Origin of the sequence: Anaerotignum sp. (assembly GCF_045122575.1) — a bacterium.
In the GTDB taxonomy this organism is placed as follows: domain Bacteria; phylum Bacillota; class Clostridia; order Lachnospirales; family Anaerotignaceae; genus Anaerotignum_A.
In genome coordinates this window covers 1-15,472 of the sequence record NZ_JBGVHV010000116.1, presented here as the reverse complement: position 1 = coordinate 15,472, position 15,472 = coordinate 1, and the positions used below count along the sequence as shown (strand labels likewise).

Here is a 15,472-nt window from a genome sequence, read left to right as displayed (position 1 = left end):
CAACAGGAGGAGCGGGTGTTGCCTTCGCTGCGGGGATCTGTAATTTAATATAACCTGTTACTTTCTTTGCCATGATGGCACCTCCTATAAATGTGGTAATTAGCGGGGATTGTCCCTCCCACTCGGCAGAATTTTCTGCCTTTTGACAAACAATTGACTTAATTTGTAAGCTTTTTTATCAAAGCTTATCGATCTGAGCGAAATCAAGCTCTACGGGTGTCTCCCTGCCGAAGATGGAAAGACTTACGACTAGAGTCTTCTTGTTAGCATTGATCTCCTGGATCTGGCCTACAGAATCCGCAAAAGGACCTGTAACTACGCGAACGCTTTCGCCTACTTCCACATCCAGATTTTCCACCTGGCCGCCGATACCCATCGCACGCACTTCTGCGTCTGTCAGGGGAACGGGCTTGGAGCCGGGGCCGACGAAGCTTGTTACGCCTCTAGTGTTGCGAACGACATACCATGTCTCGTCATTCATGATCATATTCAGCAGTACATAACCGGGGAAAACTTTGCGCTGCACTGTCTTTTTCTGGCCTTCCTTCATCTCAATTTCGTCCTGCATAGGAACGCTGATTTCAAAAATCTGATCCTGCATCCCTCTGTTTTCGACTGTTTTTTCGATGTTGGCTTTTACTTTGTTTTCATAACCGCTGTAGGTATGAACCACGTACCATCTAGCCTCTGCAGACACTTCTTTCATTTCCTCAGCCTTATTGATTTCTTCAGACATTTAAACCATCCTTTTTTCTAATTCGTATCAACTATTAACCTAACAGACCAATGATCGCGCTGTAACCTGCAGTGAAAACTGTGTCCATGCAGAAGATAATAGCACCTACGATCAGGGATGTGACAACAACTGTTGCTGTTTTCTTAACAACTTCAGGGCGTGTAGGCCACACGATTTTTTTGAACTCTGCTTTATAATCAGCGAAAGAGTCCTTGTCATTGTCTTTCTTTTTTGCTGTTTTTGCCTGAGGAGCTGGCTTCGTTTGCTTCACTTCGTTCGTTTGGGTTGTGATGTTCTTTTCTTCCAATACGTTCACTCCTTAACTACGGAATGGCTCTCACAAAAAATTATTTTGTTTCTTTGTGCATTGTGTGAGCTTTGCAGAACTTACAATATTTTTTGATTTCCATTCTGTCAGGCATAACTTTTTTGTCCTTAGTTGTGCTGTAGTTTCTCTGTTTGCACTCTGTGCAAGCCAAGGTAATTCTTGTTCTCAAGATTTTCACCTCCGTCTCTGATGAATGTTGTTTACTTCAGTATTCTGTATGCCTCAAGTTTATCTCGGCACACAAAAAAAAGACCTCCGTCTTCCGATATAGAATATCACAAGGGGGGTCTCATTGTCAACAAAAAATATTAAGAAATTTACGAAAAACAGCGATTTTTCAACTCTTTGTGTCATTTGCACCATCGCCGCTTCCGATTGTCTGATGCCCGCGGATAAATGTCTGCATACTGTCACACCTCTGCGGACACCGACAATTTTTTCTTGTTTTTCTTTTTACTGATTTTTCATAAATTCTTCCAGCGCTACTGCCAACTGGTCGGGGCAGCTTGTGTTTCTTCTGCCGCAAGTGATGCCTTTCAGTCTTTTTGTCGCTTCTTCAGGTGTCATACCTTCCGCCAGAGCTGCAATCCCTTTGTGGTTACCATCACAACCACCCAAGAAGCTGATATTTTTCACCACGCCGTCTTCTACGTCAAATTCCACGCGCACTGCGCAGATACCTTTTGTATCATATTTTACATGCATGTTCATTTCCTCCTAAAAAATTTACTCTGCCAGACAGGATATCACAAATCCCGTCAGATCTCAACGTTATTTCCGTGCTTTTCCGATAAAATATGTAACGAAAAACAGAAGCGCAGCTGTCAGCACCATAGTCGCCCCTGCGGATGTACCAAAACGATAGGAAATCCCCAGACCAACCGCGGAAGCGATCAGACCGAACACCGTTGCCGTCCAGTGATAGCTTCTTGTCGTCCTTGTGATATTTCTCGCCGCTGCCGCCGGCAGAATCAACAGGGAGTTGATCATCAGGATCCCCACCCAGCGAATGGATACCATAACAGCAACCGCTACCATCATCACAAAAATATTTTCTACCAGCATGACCTTTCCCCCACGGCTGGCCGCCAGAGAGCGGTTCACACTGAGAAGCAGCAACTGATTATACAATACTGCCCACAGAATATATGCCGCCGCCAGAACGATGGTGATAGTAAGCAGGTCATTCTTCCCCACCGTCAGGATATCCCCTATTAAATAGGAAGAGTATTTGGCAAAACCGCCGCTGGCAGATAAAATCACGATCCCCAGTGCCATGGCCGCTGAAGAAAACACGCTGATGACTGTATCAGAAGATACCATGTTTGCGGATTTCACCTTCGTAATGACCAGACCAAGGAAAATGCCAAAGGCCAGCATCGCCAGCAGGGGATCTTCCATCCCCAGCAGAACCCCCAGCCCAATGCCCGTAAAAGCACTGTGTCCCAGAGCATCAGAGAAAAATGCCATCTTGTTATTGACCGCCATCGTCCCCAACAGAGCAAACAAAGGCGCGATCAGAATAGACGCCAGAAAGGCGTTTTTCATAAAATCATACTGAAACATGGAGACAGGCAGTGTTTCCAGAAAACCATAGATCATTTCCATTCTGCCACCTCCTCAGGAGAAAAACCAAAAGCCTCTTTAAAAGCCTCTGTTCTGAAAACATCATCGGCTTCGCCTTCTGCTACGATCGTTTTATCCAGAAGGACCACCTTATCCGCATACTTTCGGATCAGCCCCAGATCGTGGGAAACCAGCAGAACCGCCATGTGCTGTTTATCCCGCAGCTCCATGATCCGTTTATAGAACAGATCCAACCCTGCCATATCCACACCGGAAACAGGCTCATCCAGAACCAGCAGATCGGGCACAGGATCTGTCGCCAGCGCCAGCAGAACTCTCTGCAGTTCCCCACCGGAAAGAGCCCCCAGTCTTCTGTCTGCCAGATAGCCGCATTCCATATCATCCAGCATCCTGCGGATGTTTTCCTTCATTTTTTTATTTTTTCCAAGCCAGACTGCTTTGCCGCCCTTTGCCGCCGCAATAAAATCCGCCACGGATACGGGCATGCTTTTATCAAAATCCAGATGCTGGGGCACATAGCCGATTTTCGGCACAGGAAGCACCGTACCATGATGGTCTGTAAAAGAAATACTTCCTTTATAATGACGTTCTCCCAGAAGGGTTTTCAAAAGCGTCGTTTTCCCTGCACCGTTTTTCCCGATGAGAGCCGTCAGTTCCCCGCAGTGGAAAGTCAGGTTCACATCATCCAGCAGGATATCTTCTCCGCTGATCACACTGATATTTTCCATTCGGATGCTGCAAAGGCCGCAGCTATTATGACTTCCGCTCATTCTGTCCCCTCCTTCCAATCTTTCGCAACCACATCTATATTCTGATCCATCCTTTCCAGATAGGAAAGACCTGCTTCATCTGCCGTTGTCAATGGATCCAATAAAATGATATTTTCATTCACCTCTGCCGCCAGCGTCTCCGCATAGATCCTGCCGTTATCCGCTGCTGTCAGAAAGAAACGGATCCCGTGTTTTTTTGCTTCATCGGCCGCTTCTGTCAGTTCTCTGGCAGAGGGCATCTGATATTCATCGGCAAAAATGCCGCACACATTTTCCAGATGGAACAATTCCGCAAAATAAGCAAAGCCTTCATGGAAGACTGCGGAGTATTCCCCTTCGGAGATTCCGATTGCACGGGCTTTTTCCAGCAGTTCCTCCGTTCCTTCCCGAAACGCTGCAGCATTTACCGCAAAACATGCTGCATCGACCTTGTCCAGTTCACCCAATGCCGCCGCGATGGTTTCCGCCTGCTGCGCCGCTCTTTCGGGAGACAGCCAGATATGAGGATTCCCCTCATGGTCATGGCCATGGCCTGCATGTTCCCCTTCTGTTGCTTCTTTGTGGTGATGGTGCTCTTCCTCTTCCAGCAGTTCGATGCCTGCGGAAGTATCTACAATGACTAAGTCAGGATATCGTTCCACCGCCTGCTCCAGAAAACCTTCCATACCGCCGCCGTTGATGATGAGCACATCCGCTCCCTCCAGAAGCTTCATATCGGAAATAGTCAGTTCGTAATCATGCAGACAGCCGGTCTGGGGCTGAGCCATGTTCATCAGCTCCATTTCCGCCGCGCCTTCTGTCACCGCCTGCGCCAGCAGATAAACGGGATAAAAACTGGTGACCACCTGCAGTTTTTCGCTGTTTTCAGTTGTATCGACATATTTGCCGCAGCCCGACAGCAGCACCGTCAGCGCCAGCAGCAAAACAGAAAATTTCTTTTTCATTTCGACCTCCAAAAGCAAACGCTTTGCATTTGCAAATAGCATTGTAAACAATACGCCCCCTCTTGTCAAGATTCTCCTTTGCAGATATGATAAGGATAGAAGAATTTATTGGTAATTGAGAGATTTTCGCGAAAGGAGCAATCCCATGATCCGTAAATACAAGAACTTTATCCCCAAAGTGCCCGATTCCTGTTTCGTTTTCCCCACAGCAGAAGTCATCGGCAGTGTGGAACTGGGGGAAAACGTGATCATCTATCCCGGCACCGTGGTACGGGCAGGCTATGGTAAGATCAAAATCGGCGACAACACCAATCTGCAGGAAAACACCACCTTCCATGTAGAAGTAGGTTATGATATCAACGTGGGCAGCGGCGTGACCATCGGCCACAATTCCATCATCCACGGCTGCACCATCCACGATAACGTGCTGATCGGCATGGGTGCCATCATTCAGGAAGGCGCTGTCATCGAAGAAAACTGCTTCATCGGCGCAGGTGCCGTGGTAAAAAGAGGAATGCGCATCCCCGCAGGTCACATGGCATACGGCATCCCCTGCCGCATCGTGCGCCCCATCACTCAGGCGGAATATGATGAGATCCGCGTATCCACCCAGGAATATCTGGACTATAAGGAAGAGTATCAGAGACAGGAACGAGAAAACGACAAACTTATGTAAATACTGCGAAATTGGTATAAAAGTACAACTTTTTCCTCCTTTTGATTCTTTTTTTTATAAAAATGAGAAATACTCCTTGCCAAAATGGATGTTCTGATATAAAATAGGCTTGTAGAATGAAGAAGGAGGTGTATTTCCAATGGCTCATAAAATCGGTCCCGAATGCATCGGTTGTGGCGCTTGCGCAGGCGGCTGCCCTACAGGTTGCATCAAAGAAGACGGCGGCGTTTACGTAATCAACGCTGGTGAATGCATTGACTGCGGTTCTTGCGTAGGCAACTGCCCCACAGGTGCAATCAAACCCGAATAATTCTGTACTTAAAAAAGGTGAGTCATTTATGGCTCACCTTTTTTCCTTTGTGCCGAAATCTGCTTTCGACCCAAAGGAAAAACGAAGCCCTATCCAAACGGATAGGGCTTTTTTCTGTTCAGATATTTATTTCTGTTCCTGTCGGCTCATGACCGCCACGGAGGAAAGTACCAGCACGATGCCTGTCAGTTTCAGCATAGTCACGCTTTCATGGAATACCACGATCCCCAGAACCGCCGCCACTACAGGCTCAATGGTCGCCGTTACGGATGCCTTGGATGCAGGCAGGCCGCTCAGCCCTTTCGTATAAGTCAGGTAAGGCACGACCGTCGTCAGCAGAGCAAAGGAAACGGCCAGAGGCCACTGACCCAGTTCCGTGATCTTCGTGACCACCGCCACAGGCTCCACCAGAAAAGTCATGGTGATCGTTGCCATCAGAAAGGTATAAAAGGAAATAGTCAGGGAACCATACCCCGCCTTGATGGCATAGGTTCCAAAAATGCTGTACAGGGCATAGCCGACCCCTGCTGCCAGCCCGATGGCGATCCCCTGCCAGGTAAAGGCTGCGCCGCCTTCCAGAAGTCCCGTCACCAGAATACAGCCAACGAAGGTCATCAGCAGAACGATCCCCTTTGTTTTCGTCATCTTTTCTCCAAACAGCAGGATGGAAAACAGCATAACGAAGGTAGGTGCTGTATAAAGCAGAACCGCCGCCACCCCAAGGCTGGTCAGATTGACCGCCTTCATATAAGCCCAGCTGAAAAAGGAAAAACTGATGATGCCTGTGCCTACAAAATAGCGCAGATCCTTCCACCCCTTCAATTTCAACTGTTTTTTATCCTTCACACAGATGATCAGCAGCAGCACTGCCGTTGCCAGCACGCCTTTCACAAACAGCATCTGCATTTCCGTAAAGCCCAGCCGATCGATGGCCTTCGTAAAAACGCCGATCAGTCCCCAGCTGACCCCTGCGATCAATACCAAAATATATGACATTCTTTCCACCTCTTATCTCAACGAGATCGCCCTGCCCATGGCAAAGGAATACAGAAACACTTCCCCCACAGGCAGCCCCAGTCCCCGTTCCAGCGCAGTCTGATACAGCTGCAGCTGGATGCGGTAACGCTCTTTCAGTTCCTCCTCATCATAAATCCGGTCAGACTTATAGTCAAGCAGGACGACTTTCCCGTTTTCAACGAAATAACAGTCGATGATCCCATTGACCAGGATTGTATCCGTCACCTCTGCGTATTCCTTTCCATAAAACAGTTCCTTTGGCTGCATCAGCAGAGAAAAGGTTCGTTCTGTTTCTATACTATCGGCGGCTCGCAGTCTCTGTGCCAGTTCACTGCGGAAAAATTGCAGCAGTTCCTTTCGGCGGACAGCCTTTCCTTCTTCCTCCGTCAGCCTGCCCTTCTGCACCAGCGCAGCAATCAGCCCTTCCAGACTTTCCCTGTCATATTCCTTTCTAAGGTCACATTCCTCCAGAACCGTATGCATGGCCGTACCGATCTGGGCGCCGGTCAGTCCCTTTGTTTCCTGTTTTTCCGGCAGGCGGATGATCTTCGGCGCCGCCTGCAGTTCGCCGCTCATTTCTTCCTGATATTTTCGCTTGATCTCGGAAATAGAAAGTTTTGCAGGCAGTTTGGTTTCTTTCCCAAAAGGATACTGCCAGCTGAGAATGCGGAAGATTTCCTCTCGGCTTTTCGTCATCTCCGCAGCACTTTCCCATCTTTCAAAATATTCCTTCTGTTCCTCCGCCAGTTTCTGTTCTGCATCCACCGACTGCAGCACTTCATCCCGTTTCAGGATAGAAAATTCCCAGTCAGAATCCTCCTGAACAAAACGATGAGCAGTGTTCCATACCTCCTGCGGCGCTGCAGGATGTCTCAAATAGGCAGGCATCACCCAGTCGAAATAACTTTTCGCCCTGCGCAGACGGAACAGGGGCAGTGTCCCATTTTCCGTTTCCGCCGTCTGTGACCATTTTCCCATGGATTTTTCCAGATCCTTCGTTGTCCCCGTCAGGATCAGTTTTTCCTTGGCACGGGTCAGGGCAACATACAGCACGCGGATCTCCTCTGCCAGACTTTCCATTTTAATGGCATCTGCCAGCGCCATCTTAGCCAGAGTGCGGTAGGATACCCGTTTTTCCAAGTCCATCCAGTCCATACCCATGCCCCATTTCTGATGGAAGATCACAGGGGCGCGGGAATCCATTTCGTTGAAATTTTTCCCCATATCGGAAACAAAGACCACAGGGAATTCCAGCCCTTTACTCTTGTGGATGGTCATTACGCGGATATGTTCGGGGGAGTCATCCTGCAGTTTGGCGGAAGCTGTTTCCACCTCTGCCGTTTTCATATCCTCCACATAACGGATGAAATAGAACAACCCCTTGCGGCTGCCCTTTTCATACTGCTCCGCCTTTTCCAGCAGAAGACGCAGATTTGCCTGCCGTAGGGCACCCCCGGCGGTCATGCCCAGATAGTCGTAATAGCCTGTCTCTCTGTAAAGCAGCCGCAGCAGTTCGTGGAGAGAAAGTTCTCTGTTCTGTCGGCGCCAAAGGTCGATATCCGCCAGAAAAGCGGAAATCTTCCCCCGCAGTTCCTCAGTTTCTCCCTCTTCCAGATAATTCTGCAGACAATCATAATAGCCGCCCTTGCCGCCGCCCAGACGGATCTGCATCAGTTCATCGGCCGTCAGGCTGTAAATGGGAGAATGGAGGATCGACAACAAGGGGATATCCTGTCTGGGATTATCGATCAGCCGCAGCAGATGCAGCACCGTTTCCACCTCAGGCACGGAATAATAGCCCTCTGCCGTTTCCGCATAATAAGGCAGTCCTTCCCTGCCGAATACCTCTTCCAGTACGCCGCCCCAGTTTTTCATGGAGCGCAGGAGAATGGCAATATCCCCATACTGCAGGGGGCGGTATTCTCCTGTTTTCTTATCCAGCACGTGGAAACCGCTTTCCATCAGTCCTTTGATTCGCTTTGCAATAGCCGTAGCTTCCACCTGTCGACGGTCCATTTCCTGCAATTCTTCGGAAAGATCAGAATCTTCCGCTTCTTTTGTTTCGATCAGGATAATCTCATTGGCGCCGCCGTGGGGCTCTGGGCAGGGCGGGAATTCCATCCCCGCATACAGGGCTGCTTCGGCATCATAATCGATATCACCAAAATCCCGACACATGATCTGTCGGAAAATAAAATTAACTCCATCCAATATATTTTTTCTGCTGCGGAAGTTCTTGGAAAGGATGATTTTTCGTTCCTTTCCGCCTTCCGCGGCAGGATAACGCAGATACTTTTCATTGAACAGTTCCGGCATGGCCTGACGGAAGCGATAAATGCTCTGCTTCACATCCCCCACCATAAAGCGGTTATTTTCTCCAACAGCTTCCCCCGAAACTGCGGACAGCACCAGTTCCTGTACGATATTGCTGTCCTGATATTCATCGATCATGATCTCATCATACCGCTGGCGCAGTTCTTCCGCCGCAGCAGTCGGTCTGCCCTCTTCATCCAGCAGGATCTTCAGGGCAAAGTGCTCATAATCCGTAAAATCGATGATGTTCTTCTCTTTTTTGGCCGCCCCAAAGGCAGCCATGAACCGTTTCGTCACGTCTGCAAGGGCTTTGGCAACGGGATACAGTTTTCGGATCAGTTCCGTCTGCGTTTCCGCGCTGTAGGCAAAATAAACCTCCCCCACCCTTTTGAGGGTATCCTTGGCGTCATTGCGCAGTTCCTTGATAACCTCCGCAAACTCCTTTTCCTCTCCGCGATAAGCAGGCAAGCGGGCAAATTCCACAGCGATATAGGCCAGACGCCATTCCTGATAGGGTTTGTCCAGCACATCCTGCAGTTTTTTCACCATTTGCACTTCTTTTTCCAGCAGATTGTGGTAGCCCTCAAATTCACCGCCATCCGAAAGCAGAGAGGCTTTCTGCAGCTGATACAGAGCGTACTCTACGTTGTTTTTCACACCCTCTCGGATAAAGGAAAACCATTTGCAGTCATCCATGGTCTGCCCTTCTGCAAGGGCAAAGCCTTCCGCCGCAGCATCCAGCAGTTTTTCTGGAACAGGTGCACCTTCCGCATAAGTATATGCCTGCAGGATCAGTTCTTTCAGTTTGTCGTCTTTGGTGGAGGTCGTAAAAGTTTCCAGCAGGTTCAAAAACCATTCATTCTTTTCTTCGGCATACAGCTCTTCAAACAGCTCCTCCAGTACTTCCTTCTGCAGGAGTTTCACTTCCGCAGGGTCAGCCGTACGGACGGCAGGATCGATCTCGATCAGATGGTAGTATTCCTTGATGACCTGCAGACAGAACGCATGGATGGTCTTGATATCCGCCCGCGGCAAAAAAGCCATCTGACTCTGCAGGTGGATGTTGTTGGGGTCACTTTCCAGTTTTTTTGCAATGGCCGCGCCGATGCGCTGGCGCATTTCCGATGCCGCCGCCTTGGTAAAAGTCACCACCAGAAGGCGGTCAATCTCCTGTTCCTCCGCAATGATGCGGGTGATGATGCGCTCTACCAGCACCGCCGTTTTGCCGCTGCCCGCTGCCGCAGAAATGAGCAGGTCGCTGCCCCTTGCTTCTATGGCCTTTTTCTGTTGTTCCGTCCATTTGTTTGCCATGCCGAAATCCCTCCGTTTTTACAGGGCATCCCGCAGACGGATATGGAATGGTACATATCCCGTAAAAGAGCCCATAAAACTACTATAGGAATTATACCAGAAATTGCCGATAAAAGCGAAGGAAAAACCAGACAGCTCCCGATCCCCAAAGAGATATCTTGCTGTGGTTTTATGGAACAATTCGTGGAAGCCCGTCTGATAGCTGGCGGCACACTGATGCAGCAATTCCGCCAGATCCTGTTCTTTCTGCTCCAATCCGTAAATTTCTGTCATGGTCTGTTTCATTTCTTCCCAGTTCAGTTCTTTTTTCCTGCGGCGGACAATGCGGATGGTATGGTGGATGGCTGCCAATTTGAAAAAGCGGGCTACCGTTTCTCGCTCCATTCCCTCCAGTTTCTCTCTGAAATAATTGAACAGCAGGGGCGTTTCCAGAAAAACCTCATGGGCATCGGCCGCCGTGCTTTCGATACACTGGGTATAAAATGCCTCCAGAAAGGGTTTTCCTCGGTCATAGGCCTTTTCCAGAAGCCGTTCCTTTTCCGCCTCGATCCAAAGTCGTACCTGATTTTCCTTTTTTCTTTTTTCCATCATAAAAAATCACCTCCCTTTTATTTTAAAAGGAAGGCTTTTGTCATTCCGATTTTTTCTCCGCAAAATGAGACAGGCTCCCGCAAAAATCGGGAGCCCTTTGGTGATCGGTTTAGCATGCAGAACAGCCGTTGCCAATGCTGTTGTGGTTGCCGCAGCAGCACAGCAGCAGGATGATCCAGATCCAGGAACTGTTGTCGCCCCAGCCACAGCCATTGCCGTTGCCGTTGCCGCACAGGCACAGCAGAATGATGATCCAGATGATACCATTGTCGTTACCAGAACCAAATCCACACATAATAAAAATACCTCCTTAAGATAAAGTGTGTTGTTACACTCCTATCCTATGAGGTATTTTGTGGTTTCTTGCCTGTCTATCATTTTTATTTCTGCATCAGAAGCAGATCACTGATTTTAATATCTGTAGTAAAGCCGCCCATTTCATCGGAAAGGCTCACCAGTCTGATATTTTCCCCGTCCATAAAATGCAGCACATGGGTCATGCCGTTGGTTTCCCCGATGGAAACCAGATCTGCCGCATCGGCAATGCCGTAAAAATAAGCCGCCATACCGCTCTGACGATAGGCTTCCATGATCGCCACCGCCATTTCATAGCCTGCTTCTGTGCAGGTAAAAAGTGCTTTTGTTTTCTGTTCCGCCATCATTCTCACCCCTGTTTCTTTTCCACCAGCAGTTTTTCCAGTTCATCGATAAAGGTATTGATATCCTTGAACTGACGATATACGGAAGCAAAGCGCACATAGGCCACCTCGTCCACTTCCTTCAGTCTGTCCATGACCATATTGCCGATCTGCTTGGAGGGCACTTCTCTTTCGCCGCTGCCCATCAGTGTATTTTCGATATCATCCACCAGATCCTGAATCTGCTGCGCGGTCACAGGGCGTTTGTTGCAGGATTTCATAATGCCGTTCATCACCTTGCTCTTATCGAAGATCTCTCTGGTACCATCGCTTTTGATGACAGTGATGGGGATCAGGTCGATCCGTTCATAGGTAGTGAATCGTTTGCCGCAACTTTCGCACACACGGCGGCGGCGGATCACGGAATTTTCATCCTGGGCACGGGAATCGATGACTTTTGTATCATTATAATTGCAGAAAGGACATTTCATGGGATTTCCTCCTCCATTAGTTGACATAGTTCCATATAATATCAGTATAAGGGAGAAATTGCCGTTGGTCAACAGAGAAAACACAATATCTTGTGTTCATCCTTCATCCGTTCGCAGAATATCTTCCCCATCCACCTCTACCAGAATGATATCATCCCCGATGCGGCGGATACACCGCCACGGCACAAAATAGGCCCGTTCCTTTCCGAAAAAACAGAACTTCCCGCTCTCCTCCGGAATGATGATGGTGCAGATTTTTCCCGTCACACTGTCGATCTCCAGATCACAGATGCAGCCCAGCCGTTTGCCGTCGCAGATATTGATGACTTCCTTTTCTTTCAGTTCCGAAAACCGCTCCCATTTCATAAAATTTCTACCCCTTTTTTTCATTTTCTCCTTTTATTCTATGTTCAAACGGCTCATCTTCCGCTATTTTTATGCACCTTTCATATAATTACACAATATCTTGTGTTCCCCTTGCAATTTCCGCCGATGTGGCATACAATATATGTGCTTGCTAAAAATAAAAGTAACACAATATCTTGTGTTTGATTTGATACAACATTCCATTGAAATTCGAACAAAAAGCAAAGGAGAATCCGCCATGATCACGACTATCACAAAAAGAGACGGACGTCAGGTTTTCTTTGACATCAACAAGATCGCCAGCGCCATCGATAAGGCTTTTCAGGCGACTGTTGGTGCAAAGGATTACAGCGTATGTCTGAGCCTTGCCCATGAAGTATCCAACAGATTTGAAGAAAAAGGGATCACATCCCCTACCGTAGAACAGATTCAGGACAGCGTGGAACGCATCCTGATCGACCACGGTTATGTGCGTACTGCAAAGGCTTACATCCTGTACCGCGCAGAACGTACCAGAGTCAGAAATATGAACGATCGTCTGATGAAAACCTTCGAAGACATCACATACAAAGATGCAACAGACAGTGACATCAAACGTGAAAATGCCAACATCGACGGCAACACAGCCATGGGCTCCATGCTGAAATACGGTTCCGAAGGCGCAAAGCATTTCTACGAAAGCTACGTGCTGAACCCCAAACATTCCGAAGCCCACAGAAACGGTGATATCCACATCCACGATCTGGACTTCTATACCCTGACAACCACATGCTGTCAGATTGACCTGCTGAAACTGTTCAAGGACGGCTTCTCCACAGGCCACGGCGTACTGCGCGAACCCAATGATATCGCTTCCTACGCATCTCTGGCTTGTATCGCCATCCAGTCCAACCAGAACGACCAGCACGGCGGTCAGTCCATCGGCAACTTTGACTATGGTCTGGCTCCCGGCGTTGCAAAAACATACATCAAACGCTACCGTTCCAATCTGGCTTCCCTGATTGAAGTGATGGACTGCCCCGAACACGCAGATGCCGCAAGAGCAGCCTATAAGGTTCTGGCAGAACAGGATCTGTATCCCAATCTGGATCAGTGCCCCGCTTACCATGAAGCAGAAAAGAAACTGATTCTGGAAGCAGGCGTTCCCGAAGATATTTTCGTGAAAGCACAGGCTTTCTCCGTAAAAAAAGCAACAGAAGAAACAGACAAAGCAACTTATCAGGCAATGGAAGCTCTGCTGCATAACCTGAACACTATGCATTCCCGTGCCGGTGCGCAGACCCCCTTCTCCTCCATCAACTACGGTATGGATACTTCCACAGAAGGCCGCATGATCATGAAAAATATCCTGCTGGTAACAGAAGCAGGTCTGGGCAATGGCGAAACAGCCATCTTCCCCATTCAGATCTTCCGTGTAAAAGAAGGCATCAACTTCAACCCCGGCGAAAAGAACTATGACCTGTTCAAACTGGCATGCCGCTGCAGCGCGAAGAGACTGTTCCCCAACTTCTCTTTCCAGGATGCTCCTTACAACCTGAAATACTACAAAGAAGGTCATCCCGAAACAGAGATCGCATACATGGGCTGCCGTACAAGGGTTATCGGTAACGTGAACGATCCCGACAGAGAAATCACACTGGGCAGAGGCAACCTGAGCTTCTCCTCCATCAACCTGCCCCGTATCGCTATTCTGGCAAACAAAAACATCGACTGGTTCTTCACAGAACTGGACAGAAAGATCGATCTGGTGGCTGACCAGCTGATGGAACGTTTCGAAATTCAGGCGAAGAAAAAAGTACACAACTATCCTTTCCTGATGGGTGAAGGCGTTTGGATCGACAGCGAAAAACTGAACTACGATGACGAAGTGCGTGAAGTGCTGAAACACGGCACACTGTCCATCGGTTTCATCGGTCTGGCAGAAGCTCTGAAAGCCCTTCTGGGCGTACACCACGGCGAAAGTGAAGTGGCACAGAATCTGGGTCTGGATATCATCGGTCACATGAGAAAAAGACTGGATGACCTGTCTCAGAAAACGCATATGAACTATACTCTGCTGGCAACACCCGCGGAAGGTCTGAGCGGCCGTTTCGTCCGCATGGACAGAGAACGTTTCGGTTCTATCGAAGGTATCACAGACAGAGAATACTATACAAACAGCTTCCATATCCCTGTACACTATCCCATCAGTGCTTACAAGAAAATTCAGCTGGAAGCACCCTACCATGCATTGACCAATGCAGGCCATATCACATATATCGAACTGGACGGCGACCCCAGCACAAATCTGGATGCTTTCGAAAAAGTCATCCGCTACATGAAATCTCAGGGCATCGGCTACGGTTCCATCAACCATCCCGTTGACCGCGATCCCATCTGCGGCTACAACGGCATCATCGGCGATACCTGCCCCAAATGCGGCAGAAAAGAAACGGAAGGCGACTACGGTTTCCAGCGCATCCGCCGTATCACAGGATATCTGGTAGGCACACTGGATCGTTTCAATAACGCAAAACGCGCAGAAGTACGCGACAGAGTGAAACACTCCGTGGTGACAGAAGTAAAATTAGAAGCAAAGGAAGATTGATCCTATGAAAATCAGTCTGAGCGGCATTACCGGGGATTCCATCGTAGACGGCCCCGGTATTCGCCTGACCATATTTACCCAGGGCTGTCCCCATCACTGCCCCGGCTGTCATAACCCCCAGACCCATGACCCCAAGGGCGGTTCCTGGGGGGATACCGATGATATCATCGCTGCCATGGCGGAAAATCCTCTGTTGGACGGCATCACCCTTTCCGGCGGCGACCCCTTTATGCAGCCAAAAGAATGCACCGAACTGGCAAAAGGCGCCCATAAACACGGCTTAAATGTGTGGACTTACACAGGCTATACATGGGAAGCACTGTTTACAGAAAATGATCCCGATAAAATTGCACTGCTGAAAGAAAGTGACGTTCTCATTGATGGGCCTTTTCTGCTTGCGGAACGCTCTCTGGAACTGAAATTCAAGGGCAGCAGAAACCAGCGCATCATTGATGTAAAAAAATCCCTGCAGGCAGAAAAAATTATCCTGTGGGAAGATCATACTTTTGAACTGCCCGAAGGGCCTCAGTCCTTTGGCGGAATTTAAGAAAAAGAAAAAGCTGAACGCTTCAGCGGATTCCAAAAGGACATCCTCCGTGCGTTCAGCTTTTTTATCTTTCTCATCCTCTTACAGTACCTTTACCTGTTGTCGGTATTTTTCTATCATACCATCCAGAAAGTCCGCTACAGTTTCTTTTTCATAATCATTTGTCAGTACATATTTCCTGCCGTCTATATATACGCTGCCATCCTGAGCCGCCGTAAATCTGCCAAGAACAGCATTGTTTTCTCCAAAAAAGGTCACGT

At 48.6% G+C, this 15,472-nt stretch carries 18 protein-coding genes and 1 pseudogene; 4 read left to right on the top strand and 15 right to left on the bottom strand.

Translation table 11 applies throughout. The annotated features are described in order from the left end of the window. The 8 genes and pseudogenes from ACJMLT_RS05800 to ACJMLT_RS05765 form a co-directional block, all read right to left on the bottom strand. Positions 1-73, bottom strand: a pseudogene (locus ACJMLT_RS05800) (50S ribosomal protein L11); the annotation flags it as partial. Between the two features lie 105 nt (positions 74-178). Next, entirely contained in the window at positions 179-736 is a 558-nt protein-coding gene (gene nusG, locus ACJMLT_RS05795; RefSeq protein WP_405727957.1) for a transcription termination/antitermination protein NusG, read from the bottom strand. 34 nt (positions 737-770) lie between these two features. Continuing rightward, a complete protein-coding gene (secE, locus tag ACJMLT_RS05790; RefSeq protein ID WP_405727955.1) occupies positions 771-1,043 on the bottom strand; it encodes a preprotein translocase subunit SecE in 273 nt (90 codons plus the stop codon). Between the two features lie 40 nt (positions 1,044-1,083). Next, positions 1,084-1,233: a 50S ribosomal protein L33 gene (rpmG, locus tag ACJMLT_RS05785; protein ID WP_405727952.1), complete on the bottom strand. Its 150-nt coding sequence runs from the start codon at positions 1,231-1,233 to the stop codon at positions 1,084-1,086. A gap of 284 nt (positions 1,234-1,517) precedes the next feature. Then, complete coding sequence (locus tag ACJMLT_RS05780; protein ID WP_405727949.1) at positions 1,518-1,769, bottom strand: TIGR03905 family TSCPD domain-containing protein; 252 nt, start codon at positions 1,767-1,769, stop codon at positions 1,518-1,520. 66 nt (positions 1,770-1,835) lie between these two features. Further along, positions 1,836-2,672, bottom strand: a complete 837-nt coding sequence (locus ACJMLT_RS05775; protein ID WP_405727946.1) for a metal ABC transporter permease — start codon at positions 2,670-2,672, stop codon at positions 1,836-1,838. After that, entirely contained in the window at positions 2,663-3,421 is a 759-nt protein-coding gene (locus tag ACJMLT_RS05770) for a metal ABC transporter ATP-binding protein (protein ID WP_405727943.1), read from the bottom strand. Before ACJMLT_RS05770 ends, ACJMLT_RS05775 begins: the two co-directional genes overlap by 10 nt. After that, positions 3,418-4,365 carry a metal ABC transporter solute-binding protein, Zn/Mn family gene (locus tag ACJMLT_RS05765; protein ID WP_405727940.1) on the bottom strand — a complete coding sequence of 316 codons (948 nt, stop codon included), beginning with the start codon at positions 4,363-4,365 and terminating at the stop codon, positions 3,418-3,420. The genes ACJMLT_RS05770 and ACJMLT_RS05765 overlap by 4 nt, the downstream gene beginning before the upstream one ends. 145 nt (positions 4,366-4,510) lie before the next feature. Here ACJMLT_RS05765 and ACJMLT_RS05760 point away from each other — a divergent pair, with 145 nt between their 5' ends. Both ACJMLT_RS05760 and ACJMLT_RS05755 read left to right on the top strand, forming a co-directional pair. Beyond that, positions 4,511-5,041: a gamma carbonic anhydrase family protein gene (locus tag ACJMLT_RS05760; protein ID WP_405727937.1), complete on the top strand. Its 531-nt coding sequence runs from the start codon at positions 4,511-4,513 to the stop codon at positions 5,039-5,041. A 139-nt stretch (positions 5,042-5,180) separates the two neighbouring features. Next, positions 5,181-5,351 carry a DUF362 domain-containing protein gene (locus ACJMLT_RS05755; protein WP_405727934.1) on the top strand — a complete coding sequence of 57 codons (171 nt, stop codon included), beginning with the start codon at positions 5,181-5,183 and terminating at the stop codon, positions 5,349-5,351. 126 nt (positions 5,352-5,477) lie between these two features. Here the strand turns inward: ACJMLT_RS05755 and ACJMLT_RS05750 are convergent, their stop codons facing one another. From ACJMLT_RS05750 to ACJMLT_RS05720, 7 genes are all read right to left on the bottom strand, one after another. Beyond that, positions 5,478-6,347: a DMT family transporter gene (locus ACJMLT_RS05750; RefSeq protein ID WP_405727931.1), complete on the bottom strand. Its 870-nt coding sequence runs from the start codon at positions 6,345-6,347 to the stop codon at positions 5,478-5,480. Positions 6,348-6,359: 12 nt separating this feature from the next. Then, complete coding sequence (gene addA / locus ACJMLT_RS05745; RefSeq protein ID WP_405727928.1) at positions 6,360-9,992, bottom strand: helicase-exonuclease AddAB subunit AddA; 3,633 nt, start codon at positions 9,990-9,992, stop codon at positions 6,360-6,362. An 18-nt stretch (positions 9,993-10,010) separates the two neighbouring features. Then, positions 10,011-10,583 (bottom strand): hypothetical protein, encoded by a 573-nt coding sequence (locus tag ACJMLT_RS05740; RefSeq protein ID WP_405727925.1) that lies wholly within the window; start codon positions 10,581-10,583, stop codon positions 10,011-10,013. A gap of 109 nt (positions 10,584-10,692) precedes the next feature. Next, complete coding sequence (locus ACJMLT_RS05735; RefSeq protein WP_405727922.1) at positions 10,693-10,878, bottom strand: chorion class high-cysteine HCB protein 13; 186 nt, start codon at positions 10,876-10,878, stop codon at positions 10,693-10,695. Positions 10,879-10,963: 85 nt separating this feature from the next. Continuing rightward, complete coding sequence (locus tag ACJMLT_RS05730) at positions 10,964-11,242, bottom strand: hypothetical protein (protein ID WP_405727919.1); 279 nt, start codon at positions 11,240-11,242, stop codon at positions 10,964-10,966. 5 nt (positions 11,243-11,247) lie between these two features. Then, positions 11,248-11,712 carry a transcriptional regulator NrdR gene (gene nrdR, locus ACJMLT_RS05725; protein WP_405727916.1) on the bottom strand — a complete coding sequence of 155 codons (465 nt, stop codon included), beginning with the start codon at positions 11,710-11,712 and terminating at the stop codon, positions 11,248-11,250. A gap of 96 nt (positions 11,713-11,808) precedes the next feature. Continuing rightward, positions 11,809-12,102 carry a YlmC/YmxH family sporulation protein gene (locus ACJMLT_RS05720; RefSeq protein WP_405727913.1) on the bottom strand — a complete coding sequence of 98 codons (294 nt, stop codon included), beginning with the start codon at positions 12,100-12,102 and terminating at the stop codon, positions 11,809-11,811. Positions 12,103-12,316: 214 nt separating this feature from the next. Between ACJMLT_RS05720 and ACJMLT_RS05715 the strand changes: the two genes are divergently transcribed. After that, positions 12,317-14,665 (top strand): anaerobic ribonucleoside triphosphate reductase, encoded by a 2,349-nt coding sequence (locus ACJMLT_RS05715; protein ID WP_405727910.1) that lies wholly within the window; start codon positions 12,317-12,319, stop codon positions 14,663-14,665. A gap of 4 nt (positions 14,666-14,669) precedes the next feature. Next, positions 14,670-15,212 (top strand): anaerobic ribonucleoside-triphosphate reductase activating protein, encoded by a 543-nt coding sequence (gene nrdG / locus ACJMLT_RS05710; protein WP_405727907.1) that lies wholly within the window; start codon positions 14,670-14,672, stop codon positions 15,210-15,212. Positions 15,213-15,472: the final 260 nt, after the last annotated feature.

Bases quoted from the DNA above. Each gene is read 5' to 3' on its own strand.
- nusG (WP_405727957.1), bottom strand. From the start codon at position 736: ATGTCTGAAGAAATCAATAAGGCTGAGGAAATGAAAGAAGTGTCTGCA.
- ACJMLT_RS05780 (WP_405727949.1), bottom strand. From the start codon at position 1,769: ATGCATGTAAAATATGATACAAAAGGTATCTGCGCAGTGCGCGTGGAA.
- ACJMLT_RS05775 (WP_405727946.1), bottom strand. From the start codon at position 2,672: ATGGAAATGATCTATGGTTTTCTGGAAACACTGCCTGTCTCCATGTTT.
- ACJMLT_RS05770 (WP_405727943.1), bottom strand. From the start codon at position 3,421: ATGAGCGGAAGTCATAATAGCTGCGGCCTTTGCAGCATCCGAATGGAA.
- ACJMLT_RS05765 (WP_405727940.1), bottom strand. From the start codon at position 4,365: ATGAAAAAGAAATTTTCTGTTTTGCTGCTGGCGCTGACGGTGCTGCTG.
- ACJMLT_RS05760 (WP_405727937.1), top strand. From the start codon at position 4,511: ATGATCCGTAAATACAAGAACTTTATCCCCAAAGTGCCCGATTCCTGT.
- ACJMLT_RS05755 (WP_405727934.1), top strand. From the start codon at position 5,181: ATGGCTCATAAAATCGGTCCCGAATGCATCGGTTGTGGCGCTTGCGCA.
- ACJMLT_RS05750 (WP_405727931.1), bottom strand. From the start codon at position 6,347: ATGTCATATATTTTGGTATTGATCGCAGGGGTCAGCTGGGGACTGATC.
- addA (WP_405727928.1), bottom strand. From the start codon at position 9,992: ATGGCAAACAAATGGACGGAACAACAGAAAAAGGCCATAGAAGCAAGG.
- ACJMLT_RS05740 (WP_405727925.1), bottom strand. From the start codon at position 10,583: ATGATGGAAAAAAGAAAAAAGGAAAATCAGGTACGACTTTGGATCGAG.
- ACJMLT_RS05735 (WP_405727922.1), bottom strand. From the start codon at position 10,878: ATGTGTGGATTTGGTTCTGGTAACGACAATGGTATCATCTGGATCATC.
- ACJMLT_RS05730 (WP_405727919.1), bottom strand. From the start codon at position 11,242: ATGGCGGAACAGAAAACAAAAGCACTTTTTACCTGCACAGAAGCAGGC.
- nrdR (WP_405727916.1), bottom strand. From the start codon at position 11,712: ATGAAATGTCCTTTCTGCAATTATAATGATACAAAAGTCATCGATTCC.
- ACJMLT_RS05720 (WP_405727913.1), bottom strand. From the start codon at position 12,102: ATGAAAAAAAGGGGTAGAAATTTTATGAAATGGGAGCGGTTTTCGGAA.
- ACJMLT_RS05715 (WP_405727910.1), top strand. From the start codon at position 12,317: ATGATCACGACTATCACAAAAAGAGACGGACGTCAGGTTTTCTTTGAC.
- nrdG (WP_405727907.1), top strand. From the start codon at position 14,670: ATGAAAATCAGTCTGAGCGGCATTACCGGGGATTCCATCGTAGACGGC.